Source organism: Gammaproteobacteria bacterium, from assembly GCA_019748175.1.
GTDB lineage: Bacteria > Pseudomonadota > Gammaproteobacteria > JAIEPX01 > JAIEPX01 > JAIEPX01.
The window spans coordinates 23,964-44,545 of sequence record JAIEPX010000001.1 but is presented as its reverse complement, the minus strand read 5'-3'; the positions used below and the strand labels follow the sequence as shown (position 1 = coordinate 44,545).

Annotated in this window: 20 protein-coding genes; 11 read left to right on the top strand and 9 right to left on the bottom strand. The window is 40.8% G+C overall.

Annotation, left to right across the window (positions count from 1 at the left end):
• The first annotated feature begins 36 nt into the window (after window positions 1-36).
• Window positions 37-276 carry a hypothetical protein gene (locus K2X50_00210; GenBank protein MBX9585655.1) on the top strand — a complete coding sequence of 80 codons (240 nt, stop codon included), beginning with the start codon at window positions 37-39 and terminating at the stop codon, window positions 274-276.
• A gap of 61 nt (window positions 277-337) precedes the next feature.
• Here K2X50_00210 and K2X50_00205 read toward each other — a convergent pair whose 3' ends face one another.
• The 6 genes from K2X50_00205 to K2X50_00180 form a co-directional block, all read right to left on the bottom strand.
• The gene (locus tag K2X50_00205) at window positions 338-1,423 is read right to left on the bottom strand and encodes a hypothetical protein (GenBank protein ID MBX9585654.1); all 1,086 of its coding nucleotides are present in this window, start codon (window positions 1,421-1,423) and stop codon (window positions 338-340) included.
• A 112-nt stretch (window positions 1,424-1,535) separates the two neighbouring features.
• Window positions 1,536-2,732, bottom strand: coding sequence for a glycosyltransferase family 4 protein (locus K2X50_00200; protein ID MBX9585653.1), 1,197 nt, complete (start codon window positions 2,730-2,732; stop codon window positions 1,536-1,538).
• 13 nt (window positions 2,733-2,745) lie between these two features.
• Complete coding sequence (locus K2X50_00195) at window positions 2,746-4,521, bottom strand: ATP-binding cassette domain-containing protein (protein ID MBX9585652.1); 1,776 nt, start codon at window positions 4,519-4,521, stop codon at window positions 2,746-2,748.
• Between the two features lie 24 nt (window positions 4,522-4,545).
• Window positions 4,546-5,664, bottom strand: a complete 1,119-nt coding sequence (prpC, locus tag K2X50_00190) for a 2-methylcitrate synthase (GenBank protein MBX9585651.1) — start codon at window positions 5,662-5,664, stop codon at window positions 4,546-4,548.
• Between the two features lie 3 nt (window positions 5,665-5,667).
• Window positions 5,668-6,525, bottom strand: a complete 858-nt coding sequence (prpB, locus tag K2X50_00185; GenBank protein MBX9585650.1) for a methylisocitrate lyase — start codon at window positions 6,523-6,525, stop codon at window positions 5,668-5,670.
• Complete coding sequence (locus tag K2X50_00180; GenBank protein ID MBX9585649.1) at window positions 6,522-8,204, bottom strand: AMP-binding protein; 1,683 nt, start codon at window positions 8,202-8,204, stop codon at window positions 6,522-6,524. Before K2X50_00180 ends, prpB begins: the two co-directional genes overlap by 4 nt.
• A 105-nt stretch (window positions 8,205-8,309) precedes the next feature.
• On the opposite strand from K2X50_00180, the gene minC reads away from it, so the two are divergent.
• The 3 genes from minC (at window position 8,310) to minE (ending at window position 10,421) form a co-directional block, all read left to right on the top strand.
• Complete coding sequence (gene minC, locus K2X50_00175) at window positions 8,310-9,098, top strand: septum site-determining protein MinC (GenBank protein MBX9585648.1); 789 nt, start codon at window positions 8,310-8,312, stop codon at window positions 9,096-9,098.
• 226 nt (window positions 9,099-9,324) lie between these two features.
• On the top strand, window positions 9,325-10,152 hold the full coding sequence (gene minD / locus K2X50_00170; protein ID MBX9585647.1) for a septum site-determining protein MinD: 828 nt from the start codon (window positions 9,325-9,327) through the stop codon (window positions 10,150-10,152).
• Window positions 10,152-10,421 (top strand): cell division topological specificity factor MinE, encoded by a 270-nt coding sequence (gene minE, locus K2X50_00165; protein MBX9585646.1) that lies wholly within the window; start codon window positions 10,152-10,154, stop codon window positions 10,419-10,421. The genes minD and minE overlap by 1 nt, the downstream gene beginning before the upstream one ends.
• Window positions 10,422-10,454: 33 nt before the next feature.
• Here the strand turns inward: minE and K2X50_00160 are convergent, their stop codons facing one another.
• On the bottom strand, window positions 10,455-10,838 hold the full coding sequence (locus tag K2X50_00160; GenBank protein ID MBX9585645.1) for a hypothetical protein: 384 nt from the start codon (window positions 10,836-10,838) through the stop codon (window positions 10,455-10,457).
• A gap of 57 nt (window positions 10,839-10,895) precedes the next feature.
• Complete coding sequence (locus K2X50_00155) at window positions 10,896-13,325, bottom strand: acyl-CoA dehydrogenase (protein MBX9585644.1); 2,430 nt, start codon at window positions 13,323-13,325, stop codon at window positions 10,896-10,898.
• A 197-nt stretch (window positions 13,326-13,522) separates the two neighbouring features.
• On the opposite strand from K2X50_00155, the gene K2X50_00150 reads away from it, so the two are divergent.
• The 3 genes from K2X50_00150 to K2X50_00140 all read left to right on the top strand — a co-directional run bounded on the left by K2X50_00150 (window position 13,523) and on the right by K2X50_00140 (window position 15,979).
• Window positions 13,523-14,335 (top strand): transcriptional regulator, encoded by an 813-nt coding sequence (locus tag K2X50_00150; protein ID MBX9585643.1) that lies wholly within the window; start codon window positions 13,523-13,525, stop codon window positions 14,333-14,335.
• A complete protein-coding gene (locus K2X50_00145) occupies window positions 14,319-15,281 on the top strand; it encodes a nucleotidyl transferase AbiEii/AbiGii toxin family protein (protein MBX9585642.1) in 963 nt (320 codons plus the stop codon). The genes K2X50_00150 and K2X50_00145 overlap by 17 nt, the downstream gene beginning before the upstream one ends.
• A 137-nt stretch (window positions 15,282-15,418) precedes the next feature.
• Window positions 15,419-15,979, top strand: a complete 561-nt coding sequence (locus K2X50_00140) for a hypothetical protein (GenBank protein MBX9585641.1) — start codon at window positions 15,419-15,421, stop codon at window positions 15,977-15,979.
• 77 nt (window positions 15,980-16,056) lie between these two features.
• Here the strand turns inward: K2X50_00140 and K2X50_00135 are convergent, their stop codons facing one another.
• Window positions 16,057-16,803, bottom strand: coding sequence for a glycerophosphodiester phosphodiesterase (locus K2X50_00135; GenBank protein MBX9585640.1), 747 nt, complete (start codon window positions 16,801-16,803; stop codon window positions 16,057-16,059).
• A 344-nt stretch (window positions 16,804-17,147) separates the two neighbouring features.
• Here K2X50_00135 and K2X50_00130 point away from each other — a divergent pair, with 344 nt between their 5' ends.
• The 4 genes from K2X50_00130 to K2X50_00115 are packed head-to-tail and all read left to right on the top strand — an operon-like array spanning window position 17,148 to window position 20,563.
• The gene (locus K2X50_00130; protein ID MBX9585639.1) at window positions 17,148-17,342 is read left to right on the top strand and encodes a hypothetical protein; all 195 of its coding nucleotides are present in this window, start codon (window positions 17,148-17,150) and stop codon (window positions 17,340-17,342) included.
• An 8-nt stretch (window positions 17,343-17,350) separates the two neighbouring features.
• Complete coding sequence (gene pdhA / locus K2X50_00125; GenBank protein MBX9585638.1) at window positions 17,351-18,421, top strand: pyruvate dehydrogenase (acetyl-transferring) E1 component subunit alpha; 1,071 nt, start codon at window positions 17,351-17,353, stop codon at window positions 18,419-18,421.
• Entirely contained in the window at window positions 18,414-19,394 is a 981-nt protein-coding gene (locus K2X50_00120; GenBank protein ID MBX9585637.1) for an alpha-ketoacid dehydrogenase subunit beta, read from the top strand. Before pdhA ends, K2X50_00120 begins: the two co-directional genes overlap by 8 nt.
• Window positions 19,391-20,563 (top strand): 2-oxo acid dehydrogenase subunit E2, encoded by a 1,173-nt coding sequence (locus K2X50_00115; GenBank protein ID MBX9585636.1) that lies wholly within the window; start codon window positions 19,391-19,393, stop codon window positions 20,561-20,563. Before K2X50_00120 ends, K2X50_00115 begins: the two co-directional genes overlap by 4 nt.
• The last annotated feature ends 19 nt before the right edge of the window (window positions 20,564-20,582 follow it).

Genomic DNA, 20,582 nt, shown 5'->3' with positions numbered 1-20,582 from the left:
TTTACGGTAATTAATCAAATCAAAAGGAGTATTGATATGAGTAAGTTAATCGCAAGTTTAATAATGGTTTCTGCAATTGCTTGTTCTGGTGCAGTAATCGCTGGTGGTAAAGACGATTGTGGTAGCAGCAAGCCAATGGTCTCTGTTAAACCAGGTGATGACTGTGGTAGCAGCAAACCAATATTTGATCGCAAAGGTGATGATTGCGGTAGCAGCAAACCAATGATCTTTAATCGCGATGGCGAAAATTGTGGTAGCAAAAGACCTTTGATCTAATGATCAATTGGGGAAAAGAGGCTCAAGTTTAAACGCATTAATTTAACGCACGATTGCTACATTAATATGTTTTTTTCGTTGTGTTAATGCTAGTGGCTTCCAACGCCATAAGTTTAAAATAATCGTATGTCATATACTCGGGCCCTTCTTCACCCCATGAATTACGCACCAAAAAAACGCCTGTTTGACTTTCACCCGCTGCGTTTTGCACAGTGATGTTATCATCATAACCATAAATCACAACTTGATGATAATACCAATCGTTAGAATCTGTTAAATAATGTTGCGAACTAAATGCTGATCTTAAATCATTACTCATAAACCAGGTGTCATTATCAGTGTTTTTAATACCCACGCGCATATTGTCTGCCTTAAATAAAAACTCCACAATAACACGATTTCCTTCAGCAATTGATTTACGCGTTGCTGCAAATGATTCTTCGGGTGTTACCCAGCCATCACTGTTGTTTCCAATAGTGAGTATTTGATCTGAGCTCCCCCCCATGGAATATACATGAGTGAAATTAAACAATATCTGTGGCTCAATTCGATAACTTTTATAAATGTTTACACTATGAGCATGATATTGCGATGGACTCATTTTAAGTTTCAAATATTTTTCATCATATGTTGTAGGATATGTTTTAACATTATTACAGAAGCCTTTTTTTTGATCCTCAGTCGTCATAATTCCGTACTGTGAAATATAGGATAAAAGTATCCTTATTGAACTGCCTTCCCATAAACTATGCCAATAAGTGTTTTGAGTCACACTGCGACTTAACTGCAACAAACAAAGTTGACTAATGTAATCACCTTTGTTGATTTGTGCATCAATCGCGGCGGTTACTGCAAAAGCCACACACGTGCCATAGCGACCTTGATCAAACACCGGCACATCATTCATACTCAAATTAACTTCCGACGGCAAATTATCTTCTACTATATTACGTCTGGATTTATTGAGCTTAAGATTACGTGTACGCTGCATCTCAAACACTGCCGGTGATAGCTGAATTGGCATCGCAGCCACTGTTCGTGTTCTCATACCCGAAGATTTCAATGGAAGCAAACGAACGGAAGGATTATTCGTGGCTAAAGCGAGGCTTGTCGAAAAAGCCAAAATGATAAGAAGCAGTTTTTTCATTGAATTTCCTTATTCATTATTCACCGCAAAAAAAACGGTTCAGACGATCCCTTAAAATAGCATTTTTAGAGTGAAAAGGAAAAGGGGGCAGTTTAAGATTTGACTCCATCTCTCATGTATCGAGTAATCCTTTAAGAGTAGACAACTCCTCAGGTCGAGGCTGAGCATCTAGGATATGATGATAAATCGCTAGAATTTCCTTTGTACAACGAACAGGATCAAACATTTTTGTAGCTAGGTGACGACCTCGTTCAGCCAAAATGTGGTATTTTTGTTGATCCTTAACGACATTCAAAATGGCTTCTGCTAATAAATCGGGACGACGAATGGGTACTGTGATGCCTGTTCGATCATGTTGAACGACTTCAGGCAGACCACCCACCTGCCCTGCTATGGTAGGCACAGCACAGAGTAATGGCTCCACTACTCCACCACAATTTTCTGATAAGGGCACATGAACAGCACAATCAAAATCTGGCCAGCTGAGCCCCACTTCTTCAGCGGTGAATTTTCCAGGCATCAGAATTTTTCCTTTGCCTTTTTTTTCTGCCATTTCTCGCAATTTCTTTTCATATTGAGGTGAACCAGAAAATGTACCTCCAACCAACACGCCCCAAATATTATCATTTTGACTCTGAGCGATACTGATCGCTTCAATAACATCTTCATGACTCTTCAATCCAATTCGGTGTCCTAAATATTTTTTCGGTGGGTAGATTAAATTGATATTCCCCACCACAAAAGCATGTGGTGGAATATTTAATTTTTTACGTAGAACTCCTGTTCGAGGATGGTTGAAGTGCGATAATTCTGTGCTGTAGTAACTTAAAAAAAGTCTCTCTGAAGGAATGCCAGCATCTAGATAAAGATTATACGTGAATCGACTACTTGCAATCCAATAGTCTTGTTTTCCTGCCACCAATATTTCAAAAAGTTTTGTGTACTTTTGCTCCAAATGTAAGGGGCCTGGTACTTGAAAAATTCGAGGAATACCGTGATGACGCCCTAGGGCTAGCCGCAGCATGATTGTGGTTGTAACACTGTGACTATGAATTATATCAGGATTAATATGATTGACGAGCTCCCGAATTTTTTTTGAAATTCCAGCCATTTTCCAAGGAGCGCGGACAGGTAAACTACAATCAATAAAATGCACAATGGCACCTGTTTTTTGCCAAGCGGGTATTGCTGCTCCGGATTCTCTCGGGATGGCAACATGAACTTCTATGCCATATTTTATCAACTCTGCAACTTGCCGAACTGCCCAAAAAGCACCATCAGATGTTTTTACAATCTGCAACACTTTCATAAAAACTTCTCCATCATCCTTCCAGTTCTGTCCATCTATCGTAAGCTGCTTTGATATCCGCTTCAATCTGATTAAGTTCCTGCTGAATGCCAGGAATTTCACTGCCATGTTCTTTATAAAAATCAGCATCAGCTAATTTCCCATGCAACTCTTGTTGCCTTATTTCAAATTTCTCTATTTTTTTTGTGATTGCGTCTAATTCACGTTGATCTTTGTAACTCTTTTTAGTTGGTACTTTTACAGGAATTGCTTTTTTAACCTCGCTTTCTTCATGTGCAGGTTTCTTTGATAGATCATAGGCTCGTTGACGCAACCAATCATCATAACCCCCATTGTATTCACCTACACCGCCTTCACCTTCCATCACCAACGTGCTGGTCACTATATTATTCAAAAAAGCCCTGTCATGACTTACCAGCAATAGGGTCCCAGGATAATTCATTAATTGTTCTTCCAATAATTCTAGTGTTTCGACATCTAAATCGTTGGTAGGCTCGTCCAGCACTAGAACATTACTGGGTTTTAAAAATAATTTAGCTAGCATTACCCGGTTACGTTCTCCTCCAGACAGCACTCTCAGTGGCGTTCTGGCTCTTTCGGGTGAAAAAAGAAAATCTTGTAAATAACTAATAATATGTTTTTTCTGATCTCCAATCGTCACCGTTTCACTACCAGATCCCACATTTTCCTGCACCGTTTTTGATCCATCGAGTTCTACTTGAGTTTGATCAGAGTAAGCTACGCTGAGATTAGTCCCTAATTTTATAGTTCCTTCAGTAGGAATCAATCGTCCAAGTATTAGATTTAACAATGTCGATTTTCCAGATCCATTAGGACCTATAATTCCAATCTTATCTCCACGCATAATCACGGTAGAAAAGTTTTTGATGATATCAACAGCATCATACCGATAACTAACGTTTTTGAGCTCAAAAACTATCTTACCCGATAATTCTAAATCATGTTGAGTAATGCTTACATTACCCGCTCGAACGCGTCGTTTACTTCTTTCATTGCGCATTTTTTCTAATGCCCGTACTCGACCTTCGTTTCGAGTTCGACGAGCTTTTATTCCCTGACGTATCCAAACTTCTTCGTTGGCGAGTCTTTTATCAAATAATGCGTGCGCCTTAGCTTCTGTCTGTAGCAAAACTTCTTTATGCTTTAAATAATCTTCGTAACGGCCTCGCCAACTATTAACTTGACCATTATCAATTTCGACAATATGCGTTGCTAAATTTTGCATTAATACTCTATCGTGAGTTACAAAAATAATAGTCTGCGGTGTATTTAATAAAAATTTTTCTAGCCAGTTAATCGCCTCGATGTCGAGATGGTTAGTAGGTTCATCCAGCATCAATACATCGGGCTCGATGACTAAAGCTTGAGCTAATAAAACTCGCCGTTTTAAGCCACCTGACAATTGATCAAAATCCACATCACCGGGCAACTTTAATTGTGTAATGACTTTTTCGATACGATATTGATGCTCCCAATCCTCTAGATGGAGTGACTCAAGTGCTTGAGCAACGACTTGATAAACTGTTTTATTTAATCCGTCCGGAATTGTCTGCGATAAAAAGGCTAGACTGAGGGAGCCTTCGGTTTCTATTACACCATCGTCTGGAGTAATCTGACCATAAATCATCCGCATTAAGGTTGTTTTTCCTGCTCCATTACGACCAATTAAGCAGACTCGTTCACCGCGTTCAATCGTTAAATTGCCTTTTTCAATTAAAGGCAATCCACCATGACCCAATGTAATATTTCTTAAATTAATTTGTGGCATTATTTTATTACTTATTTTAAAAAATTATGAACGCTTCTCAAGAGGAACATAAGGTCGAGAAGACGGCCCTGTATATTCAGCGATGGGGCGAATTAATTTTCCTAATTCACGTTGCTCAATGATATGAGCAGCCCAACCTGCTGTGCGTGAAAACACGAAAAGAGGTGTGAACATCGTAGTAGAAATACCACAGAAATGATACGCTAGTGCGCTATAAAAATCTAAATTAGGGAATAAATGTTTTTCATGCTGCATAACTTCATCAATTCGTTCAGCAACCAGAAATAATTTTGTATCCCCTACTGAATCGGCTAATAATTTAGCCCAATCCTTAATGACATCCGATCGAGGATCCGATGTACGATAAACCCGATGTCCAAATCCCATCACTAATTCTTTATGCGCTAACTTTTCGAGGATGCCTTCTTCCGCTTCATCAGGGGTGTTGAACTGTTCGATTAATTCCATTGCAGCTTCGTTTGCTCCTCCGTGCAGCGGTCCACGCAAGGTTCCTATTGCTGAACAAATTGCTGAATAGAAATCAGAGCCTGTTGATGTTGTCACGCGTGCAGCAAATGTCGACGCATTAAATTCATGCTCTGCATATAAAATTAATGACACATTAATCACTTGCCGCGATAAAGGCTCAGGCGTATTACCTTGCAACATTTCTAAAAAATAACTTGCAAGCGAATCATTACTTAGTTGAGTTTCAATGCGTTTACCTTCTTTGTGAAAACAATGCCAATAGCATAATATCGCGGGAAATAAAGCGATTAATCGATCACACACATCGAGTTGATTATGTTCATGAGTTTCGGGTTCCAAGGTTCCCAAAAATGAACATCCCGTTCGTAAAATATCCATAGGATTAGAAGAAGCGGGCATAAGTTCAAGCAATTTTTTAAGCGACTCAGGCAAGCCTCTCAAGCCAATTAATTTTTTCTGATACGCTGTAAAGTCTTGCTGCGTCGGCAATTTACCCCGTGTTAATAAATAAGCGACTTCTTCAAACGAAGCATGTTCAGCTAAAGCATTAATCGAATAACCGCGATAATTGAGGCCCATTCCTTCTTTACCGACGCTACTGATCGCTGTTTCACCTGCGACAATTCCAGCCAAGCCACCACTTGTTGTAGACATAAATTACTCCTTACTCACTAAATTTTCTTGCTGACGATAATTCAAAATCTCATACAACTCATCACGCGTTTGCATTTTTTCCACAATTGATTTTTGCGATCCTTTTTCTCGAATCGTGTCGTATGTATTTTGGGCTGCTAAACTCATCGCCCTAAAAGCACTCAATGGATACAATGCCATGGCTACCCCTGCTTGTTTTAATTCCTGAGTCGTAAATAAGGGTGTTTGGCCAAATTCAGTAATATTAGCCAGCACAGGAACGCCAACCGCCTCTACAAAACTTTTGTATTCTTCTAAAGTTGTGAGTGCTTCTGCAAATATCATTTCTGCACCCGCGGCTACATAGTCTTTTGCTCGTTGAATTGCGGCTGGTAATCCTTCAACATTCGCAGCATCAGTACGTGCTATTATCACAAAAGCATGATCTGTTTTTGCTGCCACAGCCGCTTGAATGCGCGCAACCATTTCATTAGTGTCCACTAATTTTTTTCCCGGAAGATGTCCACAGCGTTTATTTTCCAATTGGTCTTCTATGTGCAAACCAGCAGCACCCGCTTGAGTGAGTTCACGCACGGTTCGTCCAATGCTGATTGCATTTCCCCAACCTGTATCTGCATCAACCAATAATGGCAACGGGGTCGCTGCAGTAATACGCCGTACCTCAGTGACAACATCCGTTAAGTTCGTGACGGCTAAATCAGGTAAAGCAAAATTTGCATTCGCCACTCCAGCTCCTGATAAATATATTGCTTTAAATCCTGCTTTTTCTGCTAATTTTGCAGCATACGCATTGATGACGCCGACAATTTGCAGTGGACTTTCTGAAACTAGCGCTTGTCTAAAACGAGTCCCCGCACTCATAAACCCTCCTCTTCTCGTAATGCTCGCCGCAAAACTTTTCCGACATTACTTTTAGGTAGTGAATCTCTGAAAACAATTTCATGCGGTCTTTTATATCCTGTAAGATTATCATGACAATACGACATAATTTCTTCTGCCGTTACATTAGGATCTTTTTTTACAACATACGCTTTAACATGCTCACCCGATGTTTTGTCTGGAATTCCAATAACAGCAGCTTCAGATATACCAGGATGTGAAGTTAATACATCCTCCACTTCATTCGGATACACTTTAAAACCCGAAACAGAAATTAATTCTTTTTTGCGATCCACAAGGGTAATAAAGCTTTCTGCATCAAATTTTCCAACATCGCCCGTTTTTAACCACCCATCCTCGCCTAAAACATTGGCTGTTTCCGAAGGATTTCTCCAATAACCCAGCATGACCTGAGGGCCTTTAACACAAATTTCGCCAGTTTCTCCCACAGGTAGCGATTTGCCTTGATCATCTCGAATTTCAACCTGCGTCGCCGCAACGGGTTTACCAATTGTTCCAGTATAGTGTTGAATCGATATCGGATTAATAGAAACCACAGGACTTGTTTCTGTTAATCCATATCCATCAATGATGACGTGTTTTGTCACTTTTTCCCACTCTTCTGAAACTGCTTGTCGTGTTGCCATTCCACCACCCACAGTAAATTTCAGATTAGAAAAATCAAGTTGACGAAACTCTTTATTCGCTAATAAAGCTAAAAATAAAGTATTAAGTCCTGTCAACATTGTGACAGGATATTGTCTAAAAAGGTTAGGGTATTGAGAAATATCGCGTGGATCTGTTATTAAAATGACGCGCCCACCAATTGAATAAATTGTAAAGGCATTAATCATTAAAGCAAATATATGATACAGCGGAAGTGGATTTAAAGCAGTTTTACCAAACTCAGGCAATTGATTTCCAGCCCAAACCTGTGTCTGCCAAACATTCGCGCACATATTAGCATGTGCTAACATCGCACCTTTTGCAACGCCCGTTGTTCCACCCGTATACTGCAAAAAAGCAATATCGCTCGCTGAAATATCAACGCGATTATATTTTAATTTTTTTCCTAGTGATAAAGCCTTCTTGAAATACACTGCATTTGGAATATTATACGGCTTTACTAACCGTCTAATATATTTCACAGCCAGATTAATGATCGTGCCTTTCATGAGGCTTAATAAATCACCTAAGTGAGTTATGACCACATTTTTTATCTTGGTTTGTGATAATACTTCAGAGAGTGTGGATGCACTCATCGACATCAGAATAATTGTGTCGCACTCAGCATCGTTTACTTGATGCAATAATTCTCGAGGTTTATACATTGGATTAATATTAACGACTACCGCACCTATTCGTAAAATAGCATGCAAAGCAACACAATATTGCAAACAATTAGGCATCATTATTGCAACACGATCGCCTTTTTTAATCTGAAAATGACTTTGCAAATAACTGGCGAAATGTGTAGCGAGCTCACCCAACTCACGGTAAGTGAGATCAGCCCCCATATTGGATACAGCGATTTTATCCGCAAATTCTGTATAACCTTTTTCAATCAGCTCAACTAAGGTTAGAAAAGCGCCATTACCTTGGTTGTTTTTTTGCAATTTGGTCCACTCTTCCACTGAGTGGCTATTTGATGCGTCCTTCATTGCCCGGCCCCCCTGGTTTGCATTCGGACTAAAGTATGCGAGAATAGCCACAATTACTAGAGAAGGAAAGGGGGCAAATCCTTTTCGAGACGAATTGAGGATGGCATGTCAGCACAACTAAAATCAGCACACACACAAAAGTCAGGTGCTTTTGGACTTAAAGGGAATCTACTTACCCTCACTGTAATGCAATTGTATCAAGCAGAGCTTGATCTCATTCGTCAGCAACTACAGGCAACTATTGCAAAGACGCCGAAGTTTTTTGCCAATATGCCTATCGTTATCGATTGTCAGCATTTAACGAATCATTCCTATCCTGTTGATTTTTCTGGAATTATTGACTTATTGCGTGAACATGGTTTATTACCCGTTGGTGTGTGTAATGGAACTCCAGAACAACTTGAAGCCGCCAATTCAGCAGGTCTTGGTACTCTTTCACAAATTAAAAAAGAAGACGTGAACAACGCTCAATCTAAATCAGCGTCATTGAATTCCACGGAACGAGAATCAACGTCTCAGACTAAAGCTCGTTCATCTTCTGTAAAGGTTGAGCAAACCACTACAAATTCTAAAATGATTGTAAGTCCCATTCGTTCAGGTCAACAGGTTTATGCAAAAGGGTCAGATTTAATTATTATTGCTACCGTCAGTGCGGGCGCTGAAGTGCTTGCGGATGGAAATATTCACATCTACGGAAGTTTACGCGGTCGTGCATTAGCCGGAGTGCAAGGTGATAAAAATGCCCGGATTTTTTGTCATGATCTTCAGGCCGAAATTATTTCTATCGCGGGACTTTACAAATTACAAGATGACATAGCCAGCACACATCGAAATTCGCCGGTGCAAATTTTTATTCAAGATGATCAACTGCAAATTGTGGCCTTGTCAGCATAATCAATCCAGGGGAAGGTCAGAGTACCCTACAGAGACATCATAGCTCAAGGGACCAAAATACCAGCTGGCGTGGTTCATTATCGCCTCTAGCATAGCTGCTTAATGCTAATCCAAAGAGGCTTCGTTTGATAGTTAGCCTGAGGAATGGGGCAATCTTAGACTTGACCGCTTTCCTAAACAGTGTACTATTTAAGCTATTTTCGATTCGACACTAAAAAGGGAAATCATGGCTAAAATAATTGTCATCACTTCAGGAAAAGGTGGCGTGGGCAAGACCACCACCAGCGCAGCATTTGCAACTGGTCTCGCTATGCGAGGTTATCGCACCGTTGTTATTGACTTTGACGTCGGCTTGCGTAATCTGGATTTAATCATGGGATGCGAACGACGCGTTGTTTATGATTTTATCAATGTTATCAATGATGAAGCGAAATTAGCTCAAACTTTAATTAAAGATAAAAGAGTTGAGAATCTTTATATTTTACCGGCTTCACAAACGCGCGATAAAGATGCACTCACTTTAGAAGGTGTTGAGCGTGTATTAAATGATCTGAGCCGAGAATTTGATTTTATTGTTTGTGATTCACCTGCCGGTATTGAGCGAGGCGCTCATCTTGCTATGTATTTTGCAGATACTGCAATTGTCGTAACCAATCCCGAGGTTTCTTCTGTGCGAGATTCCGACAGAATTTTAGGAATTTTATCGAGCAAAACCCGTCGTGCAGAAAATGGTCAAGCTTCACCCAGCGAATTTCTATTACTCACACGGTACTCACCTTCTCGCGTAGAAAAAGGCGAAATGCTCAGTGTCGATGATGTTCGAGAAATTCTAGCCATTCCTCTATTAGGCGTTATTCCTGAATCTCAAGCTGTTCTTCGCGCTTCAAATGCAGGTATTCCAGTCATAATCGATCAAGAAAGTGATGCAGCTCAAGCATATACCGATGCGGTTAGTCGTTTTCTGGGAGAGAAAACACCGTTTCGATTTATCAACCCCGAGAAAAAGAGTTTACTTAAACGTTTATTCGGGCAGAAGGCAAAGGAGACCGCATGATGAGCTTACTCGATTTATTTCGCTCTAGAAGGGAATCATCTGCAAGCACTGCTAAAGAACGTTTACAGATTATCGTTTCGCATGAGCGTACTCGCAAAATTCGCAATAACCCTATCAATCTACAAGAACTCAAACAAAAATTGGTGAGTGTGATTTCGCAATACTTGCACATTGATGAACAGCAATTTAGCGTGCAATTGCAACATGATGCTGATCATTCAGTATTAGAGATGAATGTCACATTACCTGATTCTGTGGATCACCATTGATAAGGGGGCAAGGCTTGCCCCCTTCTTACAAGATTAATAATTACTTTGTTGCGAATAAGGCCACATACACGTCTTTTTAGTTGGGCATAATTTTTTGTCTAAATTAACCAACAATTCCGTGTTATCGGGAGCGTAATATTTTGCTCTATAGCTCCAGATTCTTCTCCTTCCATCTTTGCAAGAATAATCATTCACTGAACAATTAACTAATTCGTTGAACAAGTAACAATCGCCAGGAGCACACGCCGGTGAGGGTGTTATATACTTATTATATTGCACTAACTCTTGACCACCTGCTTCAGAGCTACTACTTCCGCAAAGCCCTGTACCGCAAGCACCATAAGGCTGTTGCTCTGCAAATGCAGCAGACAAAAAGCATAGGGATAATCCAATAATCCCATGAACGACCTTATTCATATGTCCTCCTGATTAACATTCTATAGTTAAGTATAGCGCAAATGATAGAGAGAGCAATCATTTCACCCCTCGTAATTCATCATCAGAAAAATCATCCACAGAAATAATGATTTCCCTCAGTGTATTGTATTCTCTCAAATGACTAGCTTGGGTTTTATTTAAAATTTTCAGCTCTTCAGCATGATCAATTCTCTCTTCAAAAGTGAGCCCACTGACTTCGCCAGATTTAATGGCTTTATTAAGTTTATTAAATGTTGTTTGATGTTTCGTCACCATCTTTAATGCTGTTTCTAACATTCCTGGAACATGGATTCGGTCTTCTGGAAGATAGACACCTTCAATTAACTGAGAACGAACTCGATTGGGAGTCAGCATAATTTTTCCAAGTTGACTCACTAAACGATCCGTCGGTAATTTATTCCAACGACCCAAAGGGAAAATAGCTACTCTTAAAATCCCTCGAACTATTTTATTGGGAAAATTTCTGATAACGCCATCGAGTTGTTGTTCCGCTTGTGTCAACAGATATTGACAAGACCATTGCACTAATGGCAATTCATCTTGAGGTTCTTTTCGCTCATGAAATTGTTTCAAAACTGCAGAGGCTAAGTAGCACATACTTAATACATCCCCTAAACGTCCTGACAATTTTTCTTTGCGCTTCATGACACCGCCAAGATAAATCATGCATGCATCTGAAATCAATGCAAAGGAAGCGCTAATTCGATTTAATTGTTGATAATAGTGCTTTACTGAACTTTCTGGGGCACTCGAGAATTTGGCATTGAGTAAACCACACCAAAAAGATCGAATCAAATTACTCAACAAATACCCACTGTGCGCAAAAACTTCAGATGAGAATTGCTCTAATCCCGCTTTTTTATCTTCATTTGCGACTGCACTAATTTCATTTAATATATGCGGATGACAACGAATTGCGCCCTGCCCAAAAATAATCATGGAACGCGTTAAAATGTTGGCGCCCTCAACAGTAATGCCAATCGGAGCTTGCTGATATCCTCTTCCCAAATAATTTTTAGGCCCTAAACAAATACCTTTTCCACCATGAATATCCATAGCATCGATGACGACTGTTCGCCCCATTTCTGTTAAATGATATTTGCTAATAGCTGAAGGCACTGCAGGCGCTTCACCCCCATCAATCGCAGCAACAGTAAAATTACGCGTTGCGTTCATGATATAACTCATGCCTGCCATTCTCGCCAATCGTTCTTCTACCCCACCAAATCGGCCAATCGGTAATCCAAATTGTTCACGAATCCGCGCATAAGCTCCACTTACCGCAACAGCCATTTGCGCTCCACCTAAAGAAATAGAGGGTAAAGAAATTGCGCGTCCAACCGCGAGTCGCTCTACAAGCATATTCCAACCTTTGCCCGCCATTTTAAATCCACCAATAATGGCATCGATGGGAACAAAGACATCTTTTCCGCGAACTGGACCATTTGGAAAGACAGCATTCAAAGGGAAATGTCGACGGCCATGCTCTACACCTTTTGTATTAGCAGGAACTAATGCAACAGTAATACCCAGATTTTTTTTCTTACTCATCAGATTATCAGGATCAAATAATTTAAAGGCTAATCCGATGACCGTCGCCACCGGACCTAATGTGATATAGCGTTTATTAAAATTCAGAGAAATCCCGATTATTTTTTCACCGTTGATCACTCGCTCACAAATTGTGCCATGATCAGGCATACTAGTGGCATCGGATCCAACATCGGGCCCGGTTAATGCAAAACAAGGTATCTCTTCGCCTTTCGCTAATTTCGGTAAATAATAATCACGTTGTGCTTGCGTGCCGTACTCTAATAATAGTTCGGCGGGACCTAATGAATTCGGAACAGAAACAGTACTCGCCACCGAAGCACTCACTCCTGCAAGTTTCGATAAAATTAACGCATGCGCATAGGCAGAAAAGCCTTTTCCGCCGTACTTTTTTGGAATGATTAATCCGAAAAAGCCTTCGCTTTTCATGAAAGCCCAAAGCTTGTCGGGGATAGAGAGTTGATAAGCTGTTAAGTCCCACTCATCTGTCATAGTACATAATTGTGTCACGGGTCCATCAATAAAAGCTTGCTCACTTTTACTGAGTTTTGCTTTAGGGTACGCCAACAATTGCGACCAATTTGGCATGCCTGCGAATAATTGACCTTCCCAACCTACAGTGCCGGATTCTAAACCCGCTCTCTCTGTAGGTGACAGTGTCGGCATCAATTTGCCCATGTTTTTGTAAATGGGGGCCAACAATTTTTGCTGCGTTTGCTTGTCAAATAACACGACGCATGCTAATCCGAACAGCACCCAGTAAATCAGCATCATTATTAAATTAATATGACTTAAAGCACTTAACAAGATCAAATAAAATCCAATGCCGACGGCTAAAACGGACCGGCTCGCGCGGTGATATGCCAGCAGTCCAATAACGCCGAAAAGTAACACTATCCATACTAAAGAATGCATTATATGTCCCTATTTAATTTCCCTATATTCTAAATTATACCAGAAACTGTGAATAATAAACCTCAATATGGAATCTATTCTCTGAGAACAGCTCAAATTCCATTAAGACTACAGACAAAGTATAGAATCAGTATAACTTGACATTATGTAATTGTAGTATATAATAATTGTATTCTTTAATGACATGGTGTCAAGTTATGAGGATAAAAGATTTTTTTGAGAGCCACCCAGTTTTTCGGTATGAAGAATTTGCAGAGTTTATGGCATCTAATGGATCACATCGTCAACAGAGCTGGAAACAGCAACTCAGTTATCACAAAAAAGTTGGGCATTTGATCCTTATTCGCAAATTTCTTTATGCAGTAAAACCTTTTGGTACTCAAGATATCTGGATTGACCCTTATCTTATTGCGAGCAAAGCAACAGATGATGCAATAATTGCTTACCACGCATCACTGGAATTACATGGATCAGCCTACACAACCTTTAATGAACTTGCCTATCTCACTTCACACAGGGTATTACCGTTTTCATACGAATCACAATATTATCGGGCAATTAATCAACCTACTGCATTAATCAAAGCAAACCAAACCAACTACGGTATTGATTTGATAAAACGAAATGGCATACTCATAAAAGTGACAAATTTAGAACGCACAATTGTCGATATTTTAGATCGACCAGATTTGGGTGGTGGCTGGGAAGAAATTTGGCGTTCACTCGACAACATCACTCAGTTTGATCCAGCTAAGATTGTGAATTATGCTCTACTTCTGAAAAATGCTACTACTGTAGCCAAAGTCGGGTATTTTCTCGAACAACGACCTAAACATTATGTTGTAGAGAAAAAATATATTGATATGCTTTTGCCCCATATTCCAAAAGGGCCTCACTATATGGATCGCACGCGATATAAAAAAGGAACGTATTTAGATAAATGGCGACTAGTTGTGCCACTAGAGATTATTAATCGAACTTGGGAAGAACCAAATGATGAGACTATTTGACAATGAATTGAAAGTAGAATCACAAGATAAAGGCTATCGTCCTGAAATGGTTGAAAAGGTATTTCATCTTTTAAATTTGTTAGATGAATTTATGAAAGTACCCTATCTTTCTGATCGACTTGTTTTGAAAGGTGGTACAGCTATAAATTTCTTCTATAATGACGAGTTTCCTAGACTATCTGTCGACATCGACTTAAATTATATTGGCGAACTTCACAAAGATTCTATGCGTAAAGATAGATTAGAAGTTGAAAAAATACTCTTAAGTATTTGTGAGCAACGACAATATTCAGTTCACAGAAACCCGAATAAACACGCCGGTGGTAAAACAGTTTTAACCTACAATAGTTTTACAAATAACAAGGGTCGTCTTGAAATAGACCTTAATTATTTATATCGGATACCCTTATGGGAGCCTGAATGGCGAAAATCACCATCATGGCCTAAAGCCACACATTGCAAAGTTCTTGACATCCATGAAATAGCCGCAGGTAAATTCAATGCCTTATTCGAAAGAAACGTTAGTCGTGATTTATTCGATAGCCACCAATTACTTACAAAATGTCCATTAGATATCGAAAAACTCAGATTAGCGTTCACAATATATGCGAGTATGAGAAAGCAAAGTTGGCAGAATATTAATATCAATAATCTAAATTTCTCTGTGAAAGATATTCGTGATAAATTGATTCCTGTACTTAACAAAAATGTTGGACCACAAAATTATGGTGCCGTTCAAGATTGGGCATCGAATCTATTAAATGAATGTAAAGAAGCACTCCAGAAGATATTACCTTTCCGAAAGAATGAAATTGAATTTTTGGAAACAGCACAAAAAAACTCCGTTATCAAACCAGACCTGCTTACTGACGATCAAGAACTTCGCGAAAGAATACAACAACATCCTCTAATAAATTGGCGGGTTCAACAAAATTTACTTTTGTGATTGCAGCTTTCTAAAATATATTTATTATCCCACTTGCCAAGTTACGTACTACACTAACTAATATCCTAAAATTTGACAAATATACTAATATATGCTATAATTTAAAATGTAACCATTAATAACTAGTGAGGTATGTTATGAGCAGAACGAAGTATATGATAGAATCAGACCCTAGTTTTTTCAAAACCACAAAAGACTCCTACCCCCTTTCGTATCGATGTATTATCTTACATTCCCTTTATGAACACATGATACACCTTTTACAACAACATGACGAAAATGAAGTCCTTATTGAATACATGCGGCTGAGAGATCGTCTAAATAAGATAATTACATCTCTTTATACATCTAGTATCGATCAATTCAAAGAGACGGATTTATTTGAAATATACATATTTAGTTTTGATGGAGAACATAATTTGAACAATATTGGAGCCATGTTTGTAGATAAATGTGAGTCACAAGACAAAAAGAAAGGGGTATATCCTTTAGTGTTTTATCCAGATAACGTAGACCCAACCTCTTCAGATAGGAAAACCGCTTTATTTAAATCACTCAATGAAATATTAAAAAAATGGGACATTTTGATTTCAATTTTATTTTACAATGCAAAAAACCAGAAAGATTTCATAGAGATTAAAGAACAATTATGCACTCCATTAGAGGTCCTACCATCTAAAATCAATAATACCCTATAGTATAATCACCTTGTCTATGTCACTGACGCAACTGTCTATAGTTGTGTCAGTGGCAATGCTAGGTAAGAGAAAAGTGCTTAAGAATAAGTTATTGATAACAAATCCGGTTTGTCACTGAAAACCGAATCAACACCCCATTCGAAAAGTTCATGAGCTCGCCATGGCTCATTGACGGTATACGCTAAAACATATTTCACGTATTTTCTTAATTCAACAATTTTTTCGGGTGATAAAATCTGATGATTAACAGAAACAGATTGGCAAGCGTAATCAGTTAACCATTGTTGCCAAGGCTCATTCCATTCATGAATAACAGTACCTAAACAATATTCTGGGGCAATTTGGTGCACAATGCGCAAACATATTTCAGATTGTGTTGATATCATCGGTGGACTTTCTGCTGTTGGCCAAATTTCTTTGACTATTGCAATCGATTTTTCAGCGGTTTCGGCTTCTTTTCCTGGAGTTGGTTTTATTTCAAGGTTGATGTGTAGTTTTAATTTTATGAGTAAGTCCAATAGTTCGTGCAGCGTGGGAACGGTTTCTTGAGCATATTGTTTTGCGAACCAACTACCCGCATCGAGCTGAGCGATATCACTGTAAGCTGTTGCTGCGACTGCTCGTTTTCCGCCGTTTGTGGTTCTTCTCAACGTGTCGTCGTGCATAATGATGGCCTCACCATCAGCAGTCAGCATGACATCAAATTCAACCCACTTGGCTCCCATCGCGTGGGCTTTACGCATGGAGGCTAAAGTATTTTCGGGTGCGTAAGCACAGGCGCCTCTGTGGGCAATCACGCGAGATAGACGTAAATCTTGTGACATAGCTGCACTCCTTTGTCCTGTTAGATTTTACCATTATATCACAGAGAGGCTCAGGGGGCAGGTCTCCCCATTGGCCATGGGGCAAGGTCTAACATTGAACCCAACTCATTATTGAGGAATCAGGTCTACATAAACTCCGAGCTGGTTTCAATGTTAGACCTGACCCAATATGACCTCTGAGCGTAGCTCTGCTATACTTGCGTTTAATATACCACCTCCTAACGTGTAGGTAAAAGTACAGACTGGCATGCACTTGCCAACGGACTAGGCTTCGGCTAGAGTGCGTTCTTCACGGAGAAAGACAGGTAGTGACTAGGGGATATTTAATGGGGGGGAAATGGCGAATGCCAACTGCTGAAATGTCTAATCGAGACATCTTTGAATATGATTCCAGCAACGAAGCTATCCATGAACGGGCTCAACTAAAAATCACTAATCTTGATGATGAATCACTCCGAGTCTTTGAACGCGCTCAGGCTGAAAATAAATCAACCAATATTGTCGCTCATACGATCGCTGAAGAACGTCTTAACGAATAAGGAAGAGCATGAAAACCGTCGCCGAATTTAGCATCCAATATCATCAATTTTTAAATGAGGAAGGACACGCCGTACAAGCACTTCCTGCATTTGCTAATGACCATAACCATTTGATTCGATTATTTACGTCCATGCAACGTACGCGTTTATTGGATGCAAAAGCGGTTATCATGCAGCGAACAGGAAAAATGGGAACCTACCCTTCTTCGTTGGGACAAGAAGCTGTAGCCACGGGTTTGGGCGATGCGATGCGCCCTGAGGATGTGTTTTGTCCTTACTACCGTGATCAAGGTGCATTACTTGAGCGTGGCGTCACACTCGATGAGATTTTGAGTTATTGGGGCGGTGACGAACGCGGTGCAGATTTTCAAGTTGCGCGTGAAGATTTTTCACCGAGTGTACCCATTGCAACGCAATGTCTACACGCTTGCGGCATCGCGTATGCCTTCAAATATCGCAAACAACCTCGGGTGGCTGTCACATCACTAGGCGATGGTGGAACATCAGAAGGGGCTTTTTACGAAGCTGTGAACCTCGCGGGCGCATGGAATTTGCCTGTAGTATTTGTGATTAACAATAATCAGTGGGCCATTTCAGTACCCAGAGGCATTCAAACTCATGCGCAAACGCTGGCACAAAAAGCCATCGCGGGGGGCATAGAGGGCGTTCAGGTTGACGGGAATGATGTCATCGCCGTACGGGAAATTGTGGGACGCGCGGTTGAAAAAGCACGAAACGGAAAAGGCCCAACCGTTGTTGAGGCTGTGACCTATCGTTTGTCTGATCATACCACCGCTGATGATGCAAAACGCTATTGGAATGAAGAGGTTGTAAAAGGCGCGACTACCAAAGAGCCTTTAATTCGACTTCGTCGTTATCTCACAGAACAAGGTGTCTGGAACGACGAAAAAGAAAAGCAATTAATCGATGAACTCTCTCAGGAGTTAGACCAAGCCCTTAAAGATTACGCGAACAAGCTACCGCAACCACCTGAAAATATTATAGATTTTACTTTCAAAGAAGTGCCTGAAGCCATGCTCGAACAACGCGAAATTTTACTAGGAGGTAACCATGGCTGAGATTACGCTAGCAGAAGCGATTACCCAGGCTCTTGCCTACGAAATGCAGGCAGATAAAGATGTGATCGTCTTTGGTGAAGATGTTGCCACCAATGGCGGCGTATTTCGCACCACTGTAGGTCTTCTGCAGAAATTTGGACCCGAACGCGTACTCGATACCCCGCTCGCTGAAGGCATGATTGGTGGTATGGCGATAGGCATGGCGGCTCAAGGCTTAAAACCCGTCGCTGAATTTCAATTCGAAGGTTTCATGTACCCTGCTTTCGACCAAATTGTGAGTCATGCCAGTCGAATGAGAACCCGCACGCGCGGACGCATCACCTGTCCGGTGGTGTACCGAGCACCCTGGGGTGGCGGCATTCATGCGCCTGAACACCATTCTGAAAGTAATGAAGCCTATTTTGCGCACATACCCGGTGTGAGAGTGGTGATTCCTTCCTCCCCTGCTCGTGCCTATGGTTTGCTTTTGGCTTCGATTCGTGACCCCGATCCGGTTGTTTTTCTAGAACCAAAACGCATCTACCGACTCGTCAAACAAGAAGTCCCTGATAATGGTGAGGCCTTACCCCTTGATCAAGCTTTCGTCTTGCGTGAAGGCACCGATCTCACCCTGGTGACCTGGGGCGCTTATACCGTCGAATCCTTACAAGCCGCTGAGCAGCTCGCACAAGCAGGAATTCAAGCTGAAGTCATTGATTTGGCCACGATCAGCCCTATCGATAGCGCAACGATTTTAGAATCTGTTGAAAAAACTGGACGATTAATGATCGTGCATGAAGCACCTAAAAACTGTGGTGTGGGCGCCGAAATTGCCGCCATTGTCGCGGAACATGCACTCACCTCATTAGTAGCCCCCATTCAACGGGTCACAGGTTTTGATACCATGATGCCTTATTACAAACTTGAAAATTTTTACATGCCTAGCGTTACGCGTATAATGGCAACCGCCAAACATTTAATGGAGTTCGAATGAAAATTTTTTACCTACCCGATTTGGGCGAAGGATTACACGAAGCTGAAATTCGTGAATGGCTTGTAAAAGAAGGTGATCAAGTTACTGAAGACCAACCCATTGTCGCTATGGAAACAGCTAAAGCGTTGCTGGATGTGCCCTCACCTTTTACGGGGACTATCACAAAATTACATGGTAATACGGGTGATTTAATCAAAACCGGCGCTCCCTTAGTGAGCTTCAATGCGGATGCCCAATCTAGCCATCATGTTGAACAACATAGAAAAGATGCGGGGACTGTCGTTGGATCTATTCAAGTAGGCGATACTGTTATCAATGAAAGCGCAACCGGCATCAAACCTGCAGCCGCTCAAGGAGCGCGTATTAAAGCCAGCCCTGTTGTTCGGAAACTGGCCAATGAATTAGGTGTCGACTTAAACTCAGTCTCACCCACAGGACCTGCAGGCTCCATCACCTCTGCCGATGTAAGTGCTGCGGCCGAAGGCAACAACACTCCTGTTAATCAAACCGCCCAGACTACCGCCGATATCGCCGCGCCAGCAGGCTATACTGCACTCCACGGCGTAACTCGAAGCATGGCTATCAACATGGCCCTTGCTCAACAGCAAGTGGCTCCCGTCACGCTGGTTGACGATGCAGACATTCATCATTTCGGACCCGATGTAGATATTAGCGTTCGCATTATGCGCGCCGTACAACATGCGTGCGAACAAGTACCTAAATTAAATGCGCATTTCCATGGAAAATCCTTAAGCTACAAACAAATTAAAGAAATTAATTTAGCCGTTGCTGTTGATACTGAAGCAGGACTTTATGCACCAGTCATTAAAGATGTTGCTAATAAATCTGATTTAGAAATTCGCGAAAAAATTAACGAATTTAAAGTGCACGCCAAAAAACAAGATTTTCCGCCTGCGGACCTTCATGGCGCAACAATCTCCTTATCCAATTTCGGCGTTTTTATTGGCCGTTATGCGAGCCCAATTATTGTTCCACCGACAGTCGCGATTATTGGCATCGGAAAATTACGTGAAGCGGTTGTCGTCGAAAATGGCGCTCCTGCTGTGCATAAAATTCTTCCAATTTCACTTACCGTTGATCATCGACTCATTACCGGTGGAGAGGCGGCACGTTTTCTTGCGGCAATGATCAATTCACTGCAACAGTGACAAGCATGCTCAAGATATT